Source organism: Desulfocastanea catecholica (genome assembly GCF_054657295.1).
In genome coordinates, this window is sequence record NZ_BAAHYZ010000005.1 from 187,833 (window position 1) to 206,858 (window position 19,026).

A 19,026-nucleotide genomic window follows, 5' to 3' on the forward strand; every position below is an offset into this window, starting at 1 on the left:
AGAAGAGGAAAATAAAGTGAAAAGGAGTCTGCTTTCCGGCATATTTTGTGGTATCAGAAAAGAAATACCTGTTCGCCCGAAAATATCTCCCATCATCATAGTGCAAGACATCTGACGTGAAAAATTCTCCCTATCAACACCTCCTGCAGCATATCAAGACAATGGACCATGCGGTAGTGGCCTTCTCCGGCGGCGTCGACAGCAGCCTGCTGGCCTATGTCGCCCACCAGGCACTAGGCGACGACATGGTGGCAATTACAATAGACACACCGTACATTCCGGCCTGGGAGATTGACGCGGCACGAGTGTTTGCCGCGGAACACAACATTGCCCATGAAATCATGCAGCTGCCGACACCAGCCAACATCCGGCACAACCCGCCGGACAGATGTTATCTGTGTAAAAAAGAGCTTTTTACGGCACTCCAGCGCCGGGCGAAAAAGATCGCCATCGACACGATCATTGAGGGTTCGAACCTCGATGACCTGGGCGATTACCGACCCGGAATGCGGGCACTGGGCGAGCTGAATATTGTCAGTCCACTGCTCGAACTGGGCATTGACAAGGAGACCATCCGTTCACTCTCCCGTGAGCTTGGCCTCGCGACATGGAACAAGCCAGCCTCGGCATGTCTGTTATCACGCATCCCATATCATACCGTGATCACCCCGGCAGAACTGGCACGGATTGCCGGGGCCGAGACGGTACTTCGCCACTTAAACATTTCCGGCTCAAGGGTGCGAAGTCATGGCGACATCGCCCGCATTGAAGTCCCCATCGAAGGCTTTGCCGACCTGCTGCAGCACGATGTGCGCCGGCGACTGATCAAGCAAATAAAGGCGTGTGGTTATACCTACGTAACTCTTGATCTGGAAGGATACCAGACAGGAAGCCTGAACAAAACACTGGCTAAAAATCTTGACTATTGAAAACAACCATGAATAAATCGACCATCCGGCACATTTTAGAAGCAATCGAAAAAGGAGAGATGAAAGCGCAGGATGCTTTGGTCACCTTGCAGGATTTGCCCTTTACCGACATCGGTCATACGAAAATCGACAACCACCGGTCACTGCGAAGCGGTTCCCCCGAGGTTATTTATGGGGAACACAAAACACCCCAGCAGGTGCTTGATATTTTTCAAGCCATGCTGCTAAAACAAAGTAATATTCTGGCCACGCGAGTCAGTGCCGAGATGGCCGCCAGGATCACCGAGATCTGCCCCTCGGTAACCTACAATGCCATGGCCCGCACCCTCTTTTATGAACATGCCCCTCTGCCTGAAACCGCATCGTCCATAGTCTTCGTCACCGCCGGTACTGCCGATCTGCCGGTGGCCGAAGAGGCCAGAGTGACCGCCCAGGCCCTGGGCAACAAGGTAGACCTCATCTCCGATGTCGGCGTGGCCGGAATTCACCGCTTGTTTGCCTGTATTGATGTCATTCGCCGGGCGCGCGTCGTGGTCGTCATAGCCGGCATGGAAGGGGCACTGGCTTCGGTCGTTGCCGGGCTGGTAGAAATCCCCGTGATTGCCGTTCCCACCAGTGTCGGCTATGGTGCCAGCTTCGGCGGTCTGTCGGCACTGCTGGCTATGCTTACCTCGTGCGCCAACGGGGTCACAGTGGTCAATATCGACAATGGCTTTGGCGCCGCCTTTGCCGCCAGTCAAATAAATCATCTGACCCTGCAATAAGCTCTTGCCAAGCGATGCGGTCTCTTGCCCAGTGATTGTTTGTCCTCTTTTAGAGGACTTTGTCCAGACCGACAGGACAATAAGAGATGTGTAACAATTCATCAGGAGATAGCCACACAAACTCTTGCCATACCTATAATTAGCCCCTCCTGCTACTCCGCTCCAGTCGGGAGTATCAATAAGGGTATCGATGAATGCCGAATAGTCCTTTCCGCCACCGAACCAATCATTAAATGGGACAGGCCTGTTCGCCCATGGGTTGCCATAACGATCAGATCAATATTGTTTTTCTGCGCGAACTCATTGATCACCTCGGCTGGAATTCCCACTTCGACATTGACAACCACCTCGATCTCCGGCGGGACGTTTTCCGCGACTACTTGAGACAGATCGTATTCGGCTGTTCTCAAGAGTTCCTTCTGGTACAGCGGCACATCAAATGACTTGGTGTCCATCGGGACATATGCAGTGCCGAGAACAAGTGGAGGAACCCGATTGACCACCCGCAGGGCATATAAACGGGCCTTGAACTCCCGGGCAATCTCTACCGCCGCTTTCAATGCGACAAAAGAAGGTTTTTCGCCATCACTCGGCCAGAGTATTGATGAAATCGGCAACATGGGTCTTTCCTCGTCTGTTTTGATAATTGATGCCTGAAGGGAGTGCACCATTAGTCCGGCAACAGTCTGCGCTCATTGACGTAACTGCTCTTTTCACTCCCCGAATTATCCTCGGTGACTGCGGTTTTTCTTGTTCTTTTCTTGTGATCTGCTGAAGAATCGGATTTTTTCTGCTGTTCTTTTGACTTTTTTTCCTCCTGTTGTTTTTTTTCATGCAGAATCTGATCAAGATATTCGAATGTCTTCTGCAGTACCTTATCTGCCGTCACATTGTTCATGTTCCCATCCCTTTTATAATAATTCCTTCAGCTTGTTTTTGCCTTTTCGAGGTGGAGGAGTTTTTCTATTTCGTCCAAGGACAGGGTTTCCTCTATCAGTAACTCTTTTGCCAGTAGATCCAGGCTTTCTCTGTTTTCCTGTAAAAGAGCCTCGGCCTTCAAGCGGCATTCTTCAAGAATGGACCGCACTTCCTCATCAATCAACCTGGCTGTTGCTTCACTGTAATCCCGATCTTCAGTCAGTTCCCGGCCAAGAAACGGGTGCGGTTCACCTTTTTTGAAAACGACCAGACCTACCTTCTTACTCATCCCCCACTGGCAGACCATACGCCGTGCTATCTGGGTGGCCTGTTTCAAATCGTCGCCGGCACCCGAGGTAATGTCGCCAAAGACTTCCTCCTCGGCCGCACGACCGCCGAGCATGACGGTAATCCGATCTAACAGATACCTTCTGCCAAGATTATGACGGTCTTCTTCGGGCACCTGTTCCGTTGCCCCCAGCGATCTGCCCCGGGGAATAATAGTCACCTTGCGCAGCGGATCCGCGCCCGGAAGCAGCAAGGCAATCAGAGCGTGACCCGCCTCATGATAGGCAACCATTTTTTTCTCCGCCTCGGAAAGCCTCTCTTCTCTCTTCACCCCCATGAGTATTTTATCGCGACTCTCAGTAAAATCGTCCATTTCAACCTGCTCTTTGTCTTTTTTCACTGCAAGAAGCGCCGCTTCATTGACCAGATTTTTCAAATCCGCTCCGGAGAAACCCACCGTTTCGCCGGCCAGCATATCAAAATCAATATCTTGCGCCATGGTCCTTTTTTTCGCATGAACCTTGAGGATCTCCATGCGGGCATTTCTTTGGGGCAAGTCCAGAATAACCTGACGATCAAAGCGTCCCGGCCTTATCAGCGCGGGATCGAGCACATCGGGACGATTGGTTGCCGCTATGACGATCACCGACTCATGCGGACTGAAGCCGTCAATTTCAGAAAGAATCTGATTCAAGGTCTGCTCCCGTTCGTCGTGGCCGCCGCCGACCCCTGTACCACGAACTCTGCCGATAGAATCAAGCTCATCGATGAAGATCAACGAGGGTGCCGCCTTTTTCGCCGTGTCGAACAGATCTCTTACCCGCGAAGCGCCGACGCCGACAAACATTTCTATAAATTCCGAGCCGCTGATGGAGAAGAAGGGCACCCCTGCCTCTCCGGCCATGGCCTTGGCCATGAGAGTCTTGCCGGTACCCGGAGGACCCGCCAGCAGGATGCCTCTCGGCAGCTCGGCGCCGATACGCAGAAACTTCTGCGGATTTTTCAGGTAATCGACTATCTCTATCAGCTCATTTTTGGCGTTTTCCAGCCCGGCCACATCGTTGAAGGTGATATGTACCTCTTCCAGGGTAAATCTTTTCGCTTTTGACTTGGCAAAGCCGAACGGTCCGGAGGCGCCTCCCATCTGCTCACCGATTCGTTTATTCATATAGACAAAATAACCAATGATGAGTGCCCACGGCAGCAGGGTGATAACCAGCGTTGCGAACCAGTTCAGTTTATCCGGACTGGCGCTGACGACGACCCCCTGCTGCTCAAGCAGCTTGACAAGGTCCGGGTCGGCAAATGATGGAAGTACAGTTTTAAAATATGCAATACCCTGTCGATCGGCTGCATCAGATCTTCTCTCCGATCCAATTGCATCGACGCGGTATTCCCCCTTGACTTCCTGGCCTTTCACTTTGATTTCAGCAACTTGACCCTTTTCCACCCGGGTTTTGAAAACAGAATAGGGGATCTCCTCCATGGTATTGTCAATTTTCAAGAACATATAACCAAAGGTTATGATGCTCCAGATTATAAAAAACATCAGCAATCGGTCCCACAATGGTGATTGCCCGGTCGGCTCGGGAGGAGTTGATGTGTTTTGATCAGTCATTTTTCTGCTTCTCTTATTTATTATCACCGTTTATCCGGCGAGAAAGCCTGCTCGAAGCGCTCTTACCTGTTTTACAGATGCTGTGTTCATCCGACACCAGGGTTCTCCTGCTTTGCTGGATGCAGTGTTTTTGCAGAATAAAAACGAATACCCGGCAGAAAAGCCCCCAGAACGGCGGGAATAAAACTCAGAGCGACAATAACCGCCCACCCCTCAACTCCGGGCGGGATCGTCTGCAGCAGCGTTGCCAGTGGTGCCCAGTACACGGCGGCAAGTAACAACACCAGACACAAGGCCCACGCCCCCCATATCCATTTGTTGGCAATCACATCGTTGTGCCGCACCGAAGTACCCCGATCGCGAAGATTGAAGACAAACCACAATTTGGCCAGAGCGAGCGTCATAAAGGAAACGGTGACCGCGCGCTGTTCTTCAAAACCTAGATAATACAGGGCAATCGACAGGGCGCCGAGCACATGGGCGCCGATAACCACACTCCACCCGGCGATGGCTCGCCAGTGGTGCGCCGTCAAAACAGCCTCTTCCGCCTGCCGCGGCGGTCGCTTCATAACGTCGGCAGATCCGGGACCAAGCCCAAGAGCCAGAGCCGGAAACACGTCGGTCAGCACGTTGAGAAAGAGAATCTGCAAAGGCCGCAGCGGAATCGGAATCTGGCCAAGAGACGCCAGCGTCACCACCAGGACTTCGGCGATATTGGTGCAGAGCATGAAAATAACCGACTTGCGGATATTGGCAAAGATGATCCGGCCTTCCCGGACCGCCGCGACAATCGTGGCAAAATTGTCGTCGCGCAGCACCATATCGGCGACCTGCTTGGCCGCATCCGTGCCTCGCAATCCCATGGCTATGCCGATATCAGCCTGCTTCAGGGCAGGTGTGTCATTGACGCCGTCTCCGGTCATGGCGATGATCCGGCCCCTCTCCTGGTACAATTTCACCAGATGAAATTTCTGTTCCGGGGTCACCCGGGCAAAGACGCTGGCGCTGCGTATCCGGCTGCGCTGCTGCTCGGACAACTCCTCCGGTTCCCCCAGATCCTGGCCGAGAAAGGTTTTGCCGTCGGTGTTCAGTCCAACCTTCTTGCCGATGGCACTGCCGGTATCGGCACGGTCTCCGGTCACCATAATGACGCGGATACCTGCCGCCTGACATTCCTCTATTGCCTGCCGAACGTCGGCGCGCGGCGGATCCTCCATCGCCATCAAGCCGACAAAGCAGAGCTTTTCATAGGGTTCCAGCGCAACATCAGCAACCTCCTTGTCGGCAAACATCAACAGCCGCAAGCCCCTGGCAGCCAGTGCATCCGTTTTTTTATGCCACTCTTTTCGCTGCTCCTCCGACAAAGGCGCTGAGCCGGTGTCGGTCAAAATATGGTCGCAGGCCTGCAGCACCTGATCGGGCGCCCCTTTCACGGCAACGTAGTACACGGACTGATCGGTTCCTTCACTCTTTTTTCGGTGAAAGGTCGCCATCATCATCCCCTTTGAATCAAAGGGCACTTCCCGCTCTTCCACCATCTTCCCCATTAGTTCCAGATGTGAGACACCTTTTCGCTCCGCCGCTTCGAGGAGGGCAACTTCCGTTGGGTCTCCACTATAACCACCACCATCCTCCGGCTTGGCATTGGAACACAGAACACCGATTTTCAACAGGCGCAGAAGTGAAGACTCCTGGCTTATCTGCTGTTTATCACCCTGCTTATCCCCCTCATCCTCCATGCTTGCCGAGTCAAGGGGGGTGACCAGCTCCCGAACAGCCATTTTATTCTCGGTAAGCGTTCCGGTTTTGTCGGTAAAAATAACCGAGGTGGCACCAAGAGTCTCCACCGCCGCCAAGCGGTTGACCAGGGCATTTTCCTTGGCCATCAGCCACATGCCCCGGGCCAGAGCGATGGTCGCAACTATGGGAAGGCCCTCGGGAATAGCAGCAACGCCGAGGGCGATGGCCGTCTCGATCATAATGACCGCGTCGCGACCGACCGCCAGACCGGCGGCGCCGACGATTACCGCAATCATCAACGTGATCCACGCCAGTCGCCTGCCCAGTTGATCGAGCCTTTTCTGCAGCGGAGGCGCTTTTTTTTCCGCCCCGGCAGTCAGCTGGGCAATGCGGCCAAGTTCCGTTGCTCTCCCTGTTGCCGTGACGACGCCCTCCACCTCTCCTTCTTCGATGGTCGTCCCCTTATACAGCATGCTCGTCCGTTCATGCAGTTGCGCCACCGGATCGACGCTGTCCGGTGACTTGTTGACCGGCACGGATTCGCCGGTCAATGGTGCTTCATTGACCCGGGCTCCTTCAGGTCCCAACACACGCAGATCGGCAGGAACCAGATCCTCGGTGCGCAGCACAACAATATCACCGGGTACCAGTTCCGCAGCCGGTATTTCCTGCTCTTTTCCCTGCCGCCGCACCGAGGTCATCTGCTGTCCCAGCTGTCGGAGGGCCTCCATTGACCGGGCCGCTTTGTATTCAGTAATAAAACCGAGAGCGGTATTGATCACCGTTACAGCGACGAGGGCCAGTCCCTCCGGCCAGCGGGCGGTGAGGAAGGCAACCAGAGCAGCCGCCACCATGATCAGAATAACAATACTTTTGAATTGATTGAGCAAAATAAGATACGGGCTGGGTGTCGCTTCTTCCTCCAGTTCATTGGGCCCATAGTGCTCGCGTCTTTGGCGTACTTCCCCTTCGGCAAGCCCCTGGCCGGCAGTGACGTTCAGGTGACCCAGCACCTCTTCGACGGACCTGGCGTGAAAGGATTCATCGCCTGATTTTCGCTCTCTTTGCTGTTTATCCAATCGAATATCTCCTTCTACCTGGTCTCCTTACCGGCAGATTTTCAGGTCACATCATCCGCCTTTTTTTGTGTGCCGCGCATGTTCGGCTAAGCTCTGCCTGACCGTATTGACCGAATCCGGGTTCAGCGAGATGGAATCGATACCGGCATTGACAAGAAACTGGGCAAAATCGGGGTAGTCACTTGGGGCCTGGCCGCAGATCCCGATTTTTTTGCCCTTTTTGTGCGCCCGTTTGATGACCGTCTCGATCATCCGCAGCACCGCTTCGTTACGTTCGTCAAACAGCCCGGCAAGGTCGGCGAGATCGCGATCGACACCGAGCACCAGCTGGGTCAGATCGTTTGAACCGATGGAAAAGCCATCGAACCGATCGGCAAAATCATCGGCGAGTATGACATTTGACGGAATCTCACACATGACATAGACCTCAAGACCGTTCTCACCACGCTCTAAACCGTTATCGGCCATCACCGCCAGGACCTTGTCGGCTTCCGCCACGGTGCGGCAGAAAGGGATCATGACGATGACATTGTCAAAGCCAAGTTTCTCGCGGACCTTGTGGATGGCTCGACACTCGAGATCAAATCCCGCCCGGTATCGTTCACTGTAATAGCGGCAGGCACCGCGAAAGCCAAGCATCGGGTTCTCTTCCGGCGGCTCGAAATAACTTCCGCCGATAAGATTGGCATACTCGTTGGTTTTCAGATCACTCATCCGGACGATGACCGGTTTGGGATATTGCGAAGCGGCTATCTTGCCGATTGCCCGCGCCAGATAATCGACAAAGTACTCCGGGTAATCCTCATAGCCACGGGTCAGCTCGTCCACCTGCCGGCGCACATTTTTGTCTTCGATTCTCTCCGGATGAACCAGGGCCATAGGGTGAATCTTTATGATATTATTAATAATAAATTCCATACGTGCCAGCCCGATGCCATCGGCGGGCAGACGCCACCAGCGAAAGGCCGCATCAGGCGTCGCGATATTCAGCATGATCTGCACATCGACCTTGGGAATTGCCTCCAGATCGATATCCTCTGCGACATAGGCCAGCTTGCCCTTGTACACCTTTCCCTTGGCGCCTTCGGCACAGCAGACCGTAACCAGATCATGCCCGTGCAGCTTCTCCAGGGCCTTTTCAGCCCCGACAACAGCGGGGATGCCTAACTCACGGCTGACGATGGCGGCATGGCTTGTCCGCCCCCCATGCTCGGTGACAACTGCCGCCGCCCGCTTCATAATCGGGCCCCAGTCCGGATCGGTCCTTTCGGTGACCAGTATCGATCCGTCCTCAAAATGCTCCATTTCTTTCAGATCATGCAGAATACTGATCCTGCCGGCGGCGATGGCGTCCCCCACCGCCATGCCGCTGACCAGCTCCTGTCCTTTTTCCTGCAGGCGGTATTGCCGCAGCGAGCCGCTTCCTTTGCGTGACTGGACGGTCTCAGGCCGGGCCTGGACGATAAACAGATCGCCGCTATCGCCATCCTTGGCCCATTCCATGTCCATCGGTTTATGGTAATGATCTTCAATGAGGCAGGCCCACCTGGCCAGGGTGAGGATCTCCTCGTCGGTAAGGACAAAGCTGTCGCGTTTCTTTTTCGTGGTCGGGGTATTTCGCACCGTCTTTGAATCCCCCCCGGCATAGACCATGGTCTTTTCCTTGGTGCCGAGGCGTTTTTCGATGATTGGCGCCGCCCCCTTTTTTTTCAGCAGCGGCTTAAAGACTCGATATTCGTCGGGATTGACTGTCCCCTTGACGATATTCTCCCCCAGGCCCCAGACAGCGTCGATCATCGCCACATCCGGAAAACCTGTTTCCGTATCCAGGGTAAACATAACCCCCGAGCCGGCCTTGTCTGAACGGACCATTTTCTGTACCCCCACCGAAAGAGCAACCTCGAGATGATTGAATTTTTTTTCCACACGGTAGGAGATTGCCCGATCGGTGAACAGCGAGGCGTAGCATTTACGGCAGGCGTCAAGCAGTTCTCGCTCGCCGGTGATATTCAGAAAAGATTCCTGCTGTCCGGCAAAACTTGCCTCCGGCAGATCTTCGGCGGTCGCACTGCTGCGCACGGCGACGTCAACCCCTTCGTCTTCGTCGTGACTCTCGGTGCCGTAACGCCTGGAAAGTTCTCGGTACGCATCTCTGATAGCCTTGGCAATCGGCTGCGGAAATTCACTGTGGAGAAAGAGCCTGCGCAGTGCCCGTCCGGTCTTTTCCAGGGACAGCTTGTTGTCCTGAAACCTGGCCAGAGTTTTTTTAAGAGGTTCCTGCAGGTTATTGGCCTCGATAAACTGCCAATAGGCCTTCGACGTGGTCGCAAAGCCGCCGGGAACCCGTACCCCCTGCCCATCAAGTTCCCTGATCATCTCCCCGAGAGAGGCATTTTTGCCACCGACTCGGGATATATCCTGCACAGAAAGATTTTCAAACCAGACGACATATTCTTCGTTTCTCATAGGGGCACCATATTTATAGGTTTGAACGGAACGGCTCTCTATTTCTGCAAACCTTTTTTTAACAAATGAGCTGCTTAGACTGCTCTCTTGGTCAACGTCTACTTATTTAATTCAAATATCATGCCGGGCCCTTTTTTTGCGGCAGTAATAAGAAAAGAAGTGGAGATGGCCACAAAGGGTGTCCCGGTAAAGATCTTGCAGGTCTGACCAGAGAGGAGAGTGGTGAAACGTTTCGCCGTTTGCACGCCAGGCAAATCTTTATGGCCCGGTAGTCATCTACTGCTTATTTTTTACATTTAAACAACAAACAACTGTCGACAGTAAGGCGTTCGTCCGGCAAAACAGGACAACGAATCAATGTAAGTGAAACAAGGGGAACAATATGAAAATATTTATGACCGGCGGATCAGGTTTTGTCGGCCACCATCTCGCCATGGCCCTGCTGGCAGACGGCCACAAGATCACCGCTGTTGGTCGGAGTGACAAGCCGACCGTTCTCAGTGAACACCCATCATTTAGCTGGCTGCAAGCTGATACCACCAAACCAGGGAACTGGCAGAACAGCGTCGCGGGACACGATATCGTCATCAATCTGGCCGGCAAATCGATTTTCACCTACTGGACGAAAAAGGTAAAAGAGCAGATATACAACAGCCGTGTTCTGACCACGCGTAATCTCGCCGCTAGTCTCACGGGAGCGGGTGACACCATATTTTTCAGCACCTCCGCTCCTGGTTATTATGGGGACCGCGGCGAGGATGTACTCACCGAAGACGAGCCTCCGGGCGACGATTTTCTGGCCAGCGTCTGCCGCGACTGGGAAGCCGAGGCCTTGAAAGCACAGACGGATCGCATCCGCGTCGTCGTAACCCGCTTCGGTATCGTCTTCGACCGTAACGGGGGAGCGCTGGCCTCGATGATCCCTGCCTTCAAGCTGTTTCTTGGCGGACGCCTCGGCAGCGGCCGACAATGGTTTCCCTGGATACACCTGCAGGACCTGATCGCCGCCTATCGCTTCGCTATAGCGCACACGGACATCAGCGGGCCGGTAAACTGGTGTTCCCCGCATCCGGTACGCAACATCGAGCTGACCAAAACACTGGCAGATAAGCTTAACCGCCCGGTAATGCTGCCGACTCCGGCTTTCATCTTGACCACGGTTCTTGGCGGTTTCGGCCAAGCCCTGCTCTACAGCCAGCGGACGCAACCAGCTCTTTTGCAGAAGGCTGGTTTCCAGTTTGTTTACGGCGACATTGACAGCGCGCTTGAGCAGATTATTAAGGGATAATGGCCGTCACCGATCGACGCATCGAAAAATTCGCGACAAAGGAAGGAGGGCATCATGCATACATCAAAACAACGCATCGCGCTGGTCTCCGGCGCTAATCGAGGTATCGGCCTGGCAATCACCGAGCAATTGGCCCAGAAGGGATACAAGGTAATCATCGGCGCCCGTAACGAGAACAAAGGACTTGAAGCGCAGAAAGAACTGGTCAAAAAAGGGCTCGACGTGTACTTCACCCTCCTCGATGTCGCCGATACGACCTCGATCATGGCGGCGGTGGGCAGAGTTGACGACACCTTCGGCAGGCTGGACGTGCTGGTCAATAACGCCGGCATCATGATCGATACGGCGTCGACCATCCTTGAATTGCCGCTCGGACTGCTGCAGAATACCCTGACAACCAACGCCTTTGGTCCGCTGCTGCTGAGCCAGGGCTGCGTGCCGATCATGAGCCGGCATAAGTACGGCCGTATCGTCAATATCTCCAGTACCCTGGGCTCGCTGACCGACATCGTCAATCCCGAATCGAATTATGCCCAGCTGCAATCCCCCGCCTATCGTCTGTCTAAAATCCTGCTCAACGGCATCACCGCCCTGCTGGCCAAGGAACTGCGTGAGAAAAATATTCTCATCAACGCCGCCTGTCCCGGGTGGGTCAGGACAGACCTCGGCGGTCCACAGGCACCCATTTCGCCGGAACAGGCGGCCAAGACCCCGGTCTGGCTGGCAACCCTGCCCGACGATGGTCCCACCGGCGGCTTTTTTCGCGAGCACCAGCCTATTCCCTGGTAGGGCTGAAAGAGCTGGCGATAGTAGTGTTCCCAGGAGTAAATTTATAAAACTGTTCCCTGCAGCAGGGCCACCGGCCAGGACTGCAGCAGACGGCCAACCTTGATTGATGGCGGACGATTGTCCGCTTCGATGAGAGGCTCCGGTTCATCGGAGAAGATATTGTGCAGCTGCATGCCGACGAGGTCTTCCGGCAGCTGGACCGTGGTATCATGCCAGACCGAGTCGGCCAGTGGTAACTCCCTTTTGCCCTGCATCAAAGTCACATAAAGCCGGGGCGCGACAGCAACCATCACCTGGTCATTTTTTTTCCTGGCAAAGGCGCAGATATGGTGGCTTCTGCTGCCGGTCACTTCGAGGGGTAGATAGCTGCCGTCGGTAAAAAGATCGTGCCGGTCTCGCCTCAACCGCAGGGTTTGCGCGATAACGTACATTTTGGCCCGTCCATCCGACATATCGGCCAGCAATTCCTGTTGCAGCGTTTCCGGCTGAGCACTTTCGCTATGCATGCGTTCCAGCAGAGAAAACAACATTGACTGTCTCCTGGCAAAATCTACCGGTCGGCGATTATCCGGGTCGACCAGGCAGAACCGCCAGGTTTCATTACCCTGGTAAATATCTGGAATCCCGGGAGCAACCAGTTTCAAAAAGACCTGGGAGAGGCTGTTGAGCATGCCAAACCAGGCAATATCTTCTTGAAAAGAAAGAAAATCATTCTGAAACGGATTGTTCGACACCCCAAGACTTCCCTCGACAAAGCGTATCAGGGCATTTTCATACAAAATATTCGGGTTCGTCCAACTGGTATGCATTTTTGCTTCCCGGCTGGTTTTCAGAAGCATGTTTTTCATCCGCTCCGTAAAATCCTTCCGGCCCTCTTCGTTGAGCGGTTCGAGCGGCCATGCGCCAAGCAGGTTTTGATAAAAAGCATATTCATCATTTTCCGATGGGGCCGGGTTCTCTTCAAGAGTTGTTTTATGCGACCGGTTCTGTATGCTCCAGCGCTTGATGCGCTTTTGCCATTCCGTGGTCATTTCAGTGAGGACATTGATTCGGGCCCGTACATCTTCGCTTCGTTTCGAGTCATGGGTGGAACTGTTCAACATGCTGTGCGGCCAATGCCGCAGACGGCTTTGATTGGTCTGATGAAAGGCGGCAAGGGAAACGCCAAAGCTCCTTGGACTGCCGCCAACCTCGTTTAAGGAAAGAAGGCGATTGTATCGGTAAAAGAAAGTATCTTCTAGCCCTTTGGCCATTACCGGCCCGGTATATTGCTGAAATTTCATAACAAAATCAAGACAGCCGCTCTTTCTGGCAGCGTTTTCTTCAGTCTCCAGCAGGAGCACCGATCTGATGAAACCAAAGACATTGGCGTCGTCGAGGTGTTGTCTGAGCTGGGCCTTTGCCAGCGCCCACTTAATGAATTGGGCATCCCGGTCAGCAATTTTGTCCTGAGAAGTATAGGTTCGGTAGACGGGAAAAAAACAGACAACCTCAATCAAACCATCACGCAGGCTGTTGAAGGTCAGATCCCTGGTTCGACGGTCCGTCTGGGCCAGCCGGTACAACAGGCTGGCCAGAACGTTCAGTTCACCGGCCATCGAGGAACGGATAATCAATTTCTTGCTGTCATAGAGCAGCTGGTCGTACTCTATTTTCCCGCCAATGAATCGGTGATAGATGGCGGTCATTTTCTTTTCCGCGGCGGCGTTGACAAACAGTCCATTGAGCAGGTTGGAAAAATCATATCCGGTGGTGCCGCTGATCGGCCAATTATCCGGCAGAGACTCAAAGCCGGCCAGAATTTTTTCGACGACAACATACAGGGGCACACTCGCCAAATCATCCGAAGCGTCTCCGCACCGGGAAGAATCTTCTTCGGACTCACCGGCGGCAAAGGTCTGCAGCCGGCAAAAATATTCGTACGGATCATACAGTCCGTCGGGATGGTCGATACGCAGACCATCGAGCCGGCCGGTGGCAATAAGGTCCAATATCAACCGGTGCGTTTCGTGGAAAACCTCAATTTCCTCCATGCGCAGAGCCGCCAGTTCATTGATGTCGAAGAACCGGCGATAATTGATTTCGTCGGCGGCAACCCGCCAGAAGGCAAGGCGATACGGTTGTTCTTCCAGCAGAGTATGAAGAAGATCGAAACTTTCCGGCTTGCCGGACACCCCGTTAAAAAGGATGACATTTTCCTCAATAAACTCTCTTATTTCTGAACTTTTTCGACACAGTCGCACCAGCGTTCTTTTGCTTACTTCTTTGTCGCGGTGACGAACCTGCAACATTTCCAGGGAGGTCTTTCGGTGTCCCGGCAGATTGGCCAGGGCGTGGATAAGGTTCTGAAATTCCTGAAAGCTATGGTGAGCTTCTCCCAGTCGCTTCTCAAGACGCTGCAGATCATAGCCGAGCAGGCGCGGACAGGACCGAGGACTGACGGGAAATCGATGGTCGTAATAGCGCACGGAAAAGCTCCCTGAAGTATCATCAAAACAGAGCGTCAGCTGCCCGTCTTCGAGAATTTTTCCGTAATAATCGCCGAGAACCGGCAACAGAAGCCGTCCGGCGAGCTCCGGCTGTTGAGGCAGCCAGTTTATATCAAAAAACCGGGCATATTTCGACGCCTCACCGTTTTCCAGCACATCCATCCACCATTGGTTATCAGAGCCGATGCCCATGTGATTGGGCACGATATCAAGAATCAACGCCATGCCCTGCTCTTCGACAACGGCAAGAAAACCATCAAAATCCTCCCTGCTGCCGATTTCCGGATTTATTGTCGAATGATCGATGATATCGTAGCCGTGGGAGCTGCCGGGGCGAGCCATCAAGAAGGGCGAGACATAGCAATGACTTATGCCGAGTTGAGAGAGATAGGGCGTAATTGCTGCAGCCTGCTGAAAGGTAAAATCCTTATGCAGCTGCAGACGGTAAAAAGCCCGCGGCAGCACCTGCCCCTGTCTCTTTTTTCGATCAGAGATCGACCCCAATGGCCGAACATTACCGACTCCCCGTTCGCGGCACAGGGCCTTGAACAGCGAGGCAATCTCCTGCCCGCCAAGAATCTCCTCAATATCAAGTGGGTACGTTGTTTCCCAGAACCTCTGACAGCTTAAAGCCGGGGGTTCCGCCTGAATGTCCAGGCCGAGAAGATCGTTTATGGCCACAAGAAGAATTTTCGCCGGAGTCCTGGCCAGAAATATCTGCAGACCGGCCAGCAGAGACTGGTCCAGTTCCGTCGAAATGCTCTGTTCAACCGTGCAGCCGTCCGGGAGAAGCCCTTCGTGGTCAAGAGTAATCAGCAAATGGACCCGATCGGCGGCCCTGGTAACCATCGCTTTTTCCTTTTCCCTATCACCGATAAAAAGGTGTTCCTTGGCGAGAAGGGCAATGTCGCTGCTCTTCCAGAATCCTGTCGCGGTAACGAGAAATGGTGCCGAAGAACGCAGCACGGCATGTGCCGTATAGTCTGGTGCACCGAGCCACTCGCCCTGCTCGTTTTTCGCGGTCAATAAGCATTTGCTGGAAAATATGTTTTTTTGCCGTAACTGCTGTTGCTGCTCTCCAGGCAATACATCCATGGTATCGACAATGACCAGGCAGCGATTTCGCTGACTTTCCAGGGTGATAATGCCAAGCATGTCGGCGAAGGGAAAAGAGACAACGGAGCGAAACTTTTCGTCCAGTGCCGCAAAGGAACAAAAAGTCCGATAATAGTTGGCTATGGAGTTGATTGTCAGTGCGCCGAAATATCGCATGCTCTGCCGCAGCCCTTCAATGAATGGTCGATAGCGGTTATTCTGCAGACAATGCGGTAAAAAAAGAGGTAGACCGACAGCAGGATCCTGGCCCGGACCATCAAGCGGCTGTCTGGTCACCAGCGCCCCCTCCAGCAATGCCTCCTTATAGCGCCAGGATTCAAAGCCGTTTTTGTCGACAGCAAAAGGAAATTCGCCCAGCAGGCCGACCTTCAGACCCAGCTCCATGGAGCGACGGCCGATTGCTGCCAGCTGTAATTCCGCCTGCCACTGCAGGTACTGGTAGTATTCAATTTCATACTCGTTCTGCTCGACAAACTCGGCCACCTCCGGGGAATGACACTCTCTGAATGCCGCGGGCCAGCTGGTCCAGCCTGCTGCATACTGATCATCGGCAGCAAATTTTTCGTGCAGTGCGGAAAAGAGTGCGAAATGACGCAGCGTCTCTCCTCCTTTCTCTTGAAAACTGCGGAATTCGCTGCCCCGGGACGTCTTCGGATGCAGATGATTGGCGTTGAAATGCTCCCAGAGCCTGCGTAACAGCTGGTCTTTTATGGTGCTGATTTCTGCATAATCGATCCGATCCCGATCTCGTATCATCGCCAGCCGGGCATGGAATTCGGTTTGCTGCATGCTCCCCCCGACACCATCGCATTCAACAAAATCGGCAATTGCCTGTACATCGATAAAAAGGACATTAAGCTGCGAGCGGCAGGAGGGACGGTAAGGATTGGGTGACTTCTGCCGGACCGGATGCTGCGGAACACAACAGGTCAGCGGGGCGACATGCAAGGTACCGGCTCCCGCCTCGGCACTTATGCCGAGAATCTTCAGCACATCAGAGAAATCTCCGATGCCCCAGTTTTCCATCGATTTTACGGCATGCACATGGGTACTGAGGCCCCAGATCCGGTTGTCGCCGGAAAGTCCGGGGGGCACATAACACTGGCGCGGGACGACGATCAGGAGCTGCGTCGCCGGCGATTGATCGCCCTCCCCCTGCTCTGCCGCCTGGACAATGAACTCATGGTAACCGGGGGGCAGGGTCAGGCCCAGGTCAAGAGTATGGACAGCATATATCCGACCGTTTACTGCAGTTTGCGATAAAGGAGCGAGATCATTTTGCTGAAAACTGCCCTGGTATTGTGCACCATTCTCTGCGGTGAGGGTCCACCGGTATTGCCGGTCATCGCCCTGGAACAGCTGCACGGGCAGAGTCAAGGTTTTCTCCGTTTCCTCTATTACCCGCACGGGATCAATCATCTGCTGCAACCGCTGTTCCTGCAACTGCGGCAGCAGGGTTACCGCATCAGCAGCCACGGTGATCGGCAGATTCGCACCTTGTAACAGGGCGACAAGATATTCTTCAATCTCCGCCTGGTCACTCTCGCCGGCCACCGTTTCAACGGTTATGCCATAGATGGCGGCGATTTCCCGCAGCGCCTTTTCAGTCATGTAAGTCACCAGTAGTTTCCAGCATCCAGACAATGCTCTTCGGGGCAATGACGTCTGGCGACCAGGCCTGACCGCCCTCCGCGCTGTATTGATAGATAAGCTTTGCGCGCTCACCGGCCATGCTCTCGACTTTCTCTGCCGACGAGGTGTCCATTGGACGAGAATCGACGGTGATAGCCTGGTCGTGGAGATTGAAGACCACCGTGAGGAGCTCATCATTTGGTGATTGCCACCATGCCTTGAGCGCTTTTTCGGCCAGGACCTGAAAACCTGCCCGGTTTTTCCGCATGTCTTTCACACGAGGGACAATTATCTGTTGACGCAGAAGCAGCAGGTTTCGGTACAACAGCAAGCAGGAGTTGTCGGGATTTTGCTCAACAGCCTGCCAGTTGAGCCTGGACAGGAGAAACGTTTCAATAGAGTTCGGATCGGGGATGCGCGCGCGGCTTTCCGGGGAACTGAACTGGGCAAACCTGGCAAACTCCTTTCTCCTGCCGGCGGTGACACTGGCGGCGAGTTCGTCGGAAAAGTCGCAGAAATAATAAAAAGGCGTTTGCGCGCCGAACTCCTCGCCCATGAACAGCAGCGGCGGCGAGGGGGCGAGCAGGAAAAGGGCAATGAAGATTTCCAGATCCTGCTGATCAGCGAGTGCAGGGAGTCTCTCGCCCAGGGCGCGGTTGCCGATCTGATCATGATTTTGCAAAAATGAGACAAATGCCGACGGCGGCAGATGGGCGCTTGGTTCCCCGCGTTTTTCACCCTGGCGATAAGGGGACTGTTCCCCCTGATAGGCAAAACCTTCGGTAAGGCACCGGCCCAGATGGTGTATCGGCCGGTCACTATAATCCTGGTAGTAGCCTTCTGTTTCCCCGGTCAACAGGATGTGACAGGCATGGTGAAAGTCATCATTCCACTGCGCGGTGAAAAATTGCGGTTGCCCGTTGGCCTTCCGGGTAAGATAGCGTGCGCAATTATGGTCATTTTCCAGGATCAGATGGATATGCCGTCTGCGGCCTGGGCCTTCGCGCACCCCACGTACCCTCTTGGCTATTTCCTCGAGGATGTCTGGCCGGGACTGATCGAAAATCGAGTGCACGGCATCAAAGCGCAGGCCATCGATATGGAATTCTTCCAGCCAGTACAGGGCATTGGCAATATAGAAATCCCGGACGATTCTGCTGTCTGGCCCGGAAAAATTAATCGCTGCGCCCCAGGGGGTGTGGAACTGCTCGGTAAAAAAGGCATCCCGGGCATAGACGTACAAATAATTACCTTCCGGGCCGAAATGGTTGTAGACGACATCAAGAAAGACCATCAGGCCCCGCTGGTGTGCGGCATCGACCAGTTCTTTCAGCTCGTCCGGACCGCCATACCTGTTGCACGGGGCAAAGAGCAGCGCGCCGTCATAGCCCCAGTTACAGTCACCGGGAAACTGGGCAACCGGCATCAGTTCAATGGCGGTTATACCCAGCTGAACAAGGTAATCGAGTCGTTTCGTAACGCCGTGAAAGGTTCCCTCGGGGGAGAAGGTACCGACATGCAGTTCGTAGAGCACCGCTTCCTCCCAGGGTCTGCCCTGCCACTGTCCATCATGCCAGCTGTATCCGTCGGGATTGCAGATGACACTTGGCCCGTGGATATCCCCAGCCTGACAACGACTGACAGGATCAGGCACGAGCAGATCATTATCAATGATGAATTGATACCAATCGCCGGGTCCTGCTGCCTGGTGATGCAGGACAAACCAGCCATCCTGCCGGGCTGTCATCGGCAACACCCGCTTTTCTGCCGCGCCAACGGTTAAACACAGGTCAACCTGCCGGGCTTGTGGCGCCCACAGACGAAAAAGTACGCCGCCGGCAGGGTCAAGGCAGGTGCCGAAATCCATTGTGAAATCGATTGTATTCTGCATATGCGATCGACTTTGTGGA

11 protein-coding genes are annotated in these 19,026 nt (G+C 54.1%); 4 read left to right on the forward strand and 7 right to left on the reverse strand.

The annotated features are described in order from the left end of the window. Nucleotides 1-116 precede the first annotated feature (116 nt). Together larE and larB are read left to right on the forward strand one after the other, a co-directional pair. Nucleotides 117-929 (forward strand): ATP-dependent sacrificial sulfur transferase LarE, encoded by an 813-nt coding sequence (gene larE / locus ACYQ8U_RS06820; RefSeq protein WP_459944778.1) that lies wholly within the window; start codon nucleotides 117-119, stop codon nucleotides 927-929. A gap of 8 nt (nucleotides 930-937) precedes the next feature. After that, nucleotides 938-1,693 carry a nickel pincer cofactor biosynthesis protein LarB gene (gene larB, locus ACYQ8U_RS06825; protein ID WP_459944779.1) on the forward strand — a complete coding sequence of 252 codons (756 nt, stop codon included), beginning with the start codon at nucleotides 938-940 and terminating at the stop codon, nucleotides 1,691-1,693. A 152-nt stretch (nucleotides 1,694-1,845) separates the two neighbouring features. On the opposite strand, the gene ACYQ8U_RS06830 is transcribed toward larB, so the two are convergent. From ACYQ8U_RS06830 to ppsA, 5 genes are all read right to left on the reverse strand, one after another. After that, nucleotides 1,846-2,313 (reverse strand): universal stress protein, encoded by a 468-nt coding sequence (locus ACYQ8U_RS06830; protein ID WP_459944780.1) that lies wholly within the window; start codon nucleotides 2,311-2,313, stop codon nucleotides 1,846-1,848. 50 nt (nucleotides 2,314-2,363) lie between these two features. After that, on the reverse strand, nucleotides 2,364-2,591 hold the full coding sequence (locus ACYQ8U_RS06835) for a hypothetical protein (RefSeq protein ID WP_459944781.1): 228 nt from the start codon (nucleotides 2,589-2,591) through the stop codon (nucleotides 2,364-2,366). 27 nt (nucleotides 2,592-2,618) lie between these two features. Further along, nucleotides 2,619-4,517, reverse strand: coding sequence for an ATP-dependent zinc metalloprotease FtsH (gene ftsH / locus ACYQ8U_RS06840; RefSeq protein WP_459944782.1), 1,899 nt, complete (start codon nucleotides 4,515-4,517; stop codon nucleotides 2,619-2,621). Nucleotides 4,518-4,603: 86 nt separating this feature from the next. Next, nucleotides 4,604-7,336, reverse strand: coding sequence for a cation-translocating P-type ATPase (locus tag ACYQ8U_RS06845; RefSeq protein WP_459944783.1), 2,733 nt, complete (start codon nucleotides 7,334-7,336; stop codon nucleotides 4,604-4,606). A gap of 51 nt (nucleotides 7,337-7,387) precedes the next feature. Next, nucleotides 7,388-9,802 (reverse strand): phosphoenolpyruvate synthase, encoded by a 2,415-nt coding sequence (gene ppsA, locus ACYQ8U_RS06850; RefSeq protein WP_459944784.1) that lies wholly within the window; start codon nucleotides 9,800-9,802, stop codon nucleotides 7,388-7,390. Between the two features lie 382 nt (nucleotides 9,803-10,184). Between ppsA and ACYQ8U_RS06855 the strand changes: the two genes are divergently transcribed. Both ACYQ8U_RS06855 and ACYQ8U_RS06860 read left to right on the forward strand, forming a co-directional pair. Beyond that, nucleotides 10,185-11,090 carry a TIGR01777 family oxidoreductase gene (locus tag ACYQ8U_RS06855; protein ID WP_459944785.1) on the forward strand — a complete coding sequence of 302 codons (906 nt, stop codon included), beginning with the start codon at nucleotides 10,185-10,187 and terminating at the stop codon, nucleotides 11,088-11,090. A 54-nt stretch (nucleotides 11,091-11,144) separates the two neighbouring features. After that, nucleotides 11,145-11,879 (forward strand): SDR family oxidoreductase, encoded by a 735-nt coding sequence (locus tag ACYQ8U_RS06860; RefSeq protein ID WP_459944786.1) that lies wholly within the window; start codon nucleotides 11,145-11,147, stop codon nucleotides 11,877-11,879. Nucleotides 11,880-11,920: 41 nt separating this feature from the next. Here the strand turns inward: ACYQ8U_RS06860 and treY are convergent, their stop codons facing one another. Together treY and treZ are read right to left on the reverse strand one after the other, a co-directional pair. Further along, the gene (treY, locus tag ACYQ8U_RS06865) at nucleotides 11,921-17,095 is read right to left on the reverse strand and encodes a malto-oligosyltrehalose synthase (RefSeq protein WP_459944787.1); all 5,175 of its coding nucleotides are present in this window, start codon (nucleotides 17,093-17,095) and stop codon (nucleotides 11,921-11,923) included. Further along, nucleotides 17,088-19,007 (reverse strand): malto-oligosyltrehalose trehalohydrolase, encoded by a 1,920-nt coding sequence (treZ, locus tag ACYQ8U_RS06870; protein WP_459944788.1) that lies wholly within the window; start codon nucleotides 19,005-19,007, stop codon nucleotides 17,088-17,090. The genes treY and treZ overlap by 8 nt, the downstream gene beginning before the upstream one ends. Nucleotides 19,008-19,026: the final 19 nt, after the last annotated feature.

Coding starts and splice junctions, on each gene's coding strand:
- larB (WP_459944779.1), top strand. CDS start 938: ATGAATAAATCGACCATCCGGCACATTTTAGAAGCAATCGAAAAAGGA.
- ACYQ8U_RS06830 (WP_459944780.1), bottom strand. CDS start 2,313: ATGTTGCCGATTTCATCAATACTCTGGCCGAGTGATGGCGAAAAACCT.
- ACYQ8U_RS06835 (WP_459944781.1), bottom strand. CDS start 2,591: ATGAACAATGTGACGGCAGATAAGGTACTGCAGAAGACATTCGAATAT.
- ftsH (WP_459944782.1), bottom strand. CDS start 4,517: ATGACTGATCAAAACACATCAACTCCTCCCGAGCCGACCGGGCAATCA.
- ppsA (WP_459944784.1), bottom strand. CDS start 9,802: ATGAGAAACGAAGAATATGTCGTCTGGTTTGAAAATCTTTCTGTGCAG.
- ACYQ8U_RS06855 (WP_459944785.1), top strand. CDS start 10,185: ATGAAAATATTTATGACCGGCGGATCAGGTTTTGTCGGCCACCATCTC.
- ACYQ8U_RS06860 (WP_459944786.1), top strand. CDS start 11,145: ATGCATACATCAAAACAACGCATCGCGCTGGTCTCCGGCGCTAATCGA.
- treY (WP_459944787.1), bottom strand. CDS start 17,095: ATGACTGAAAAGGCGCTGCGGGAAATCGCCGCCATCTATGGCATAACC.
- treZ (WP_459944788.1), bottom strand. CDS start 19,007: ATGCAGAATACAATCGATTTCACAATGGATTTCGGCACCTGCCTTGAC.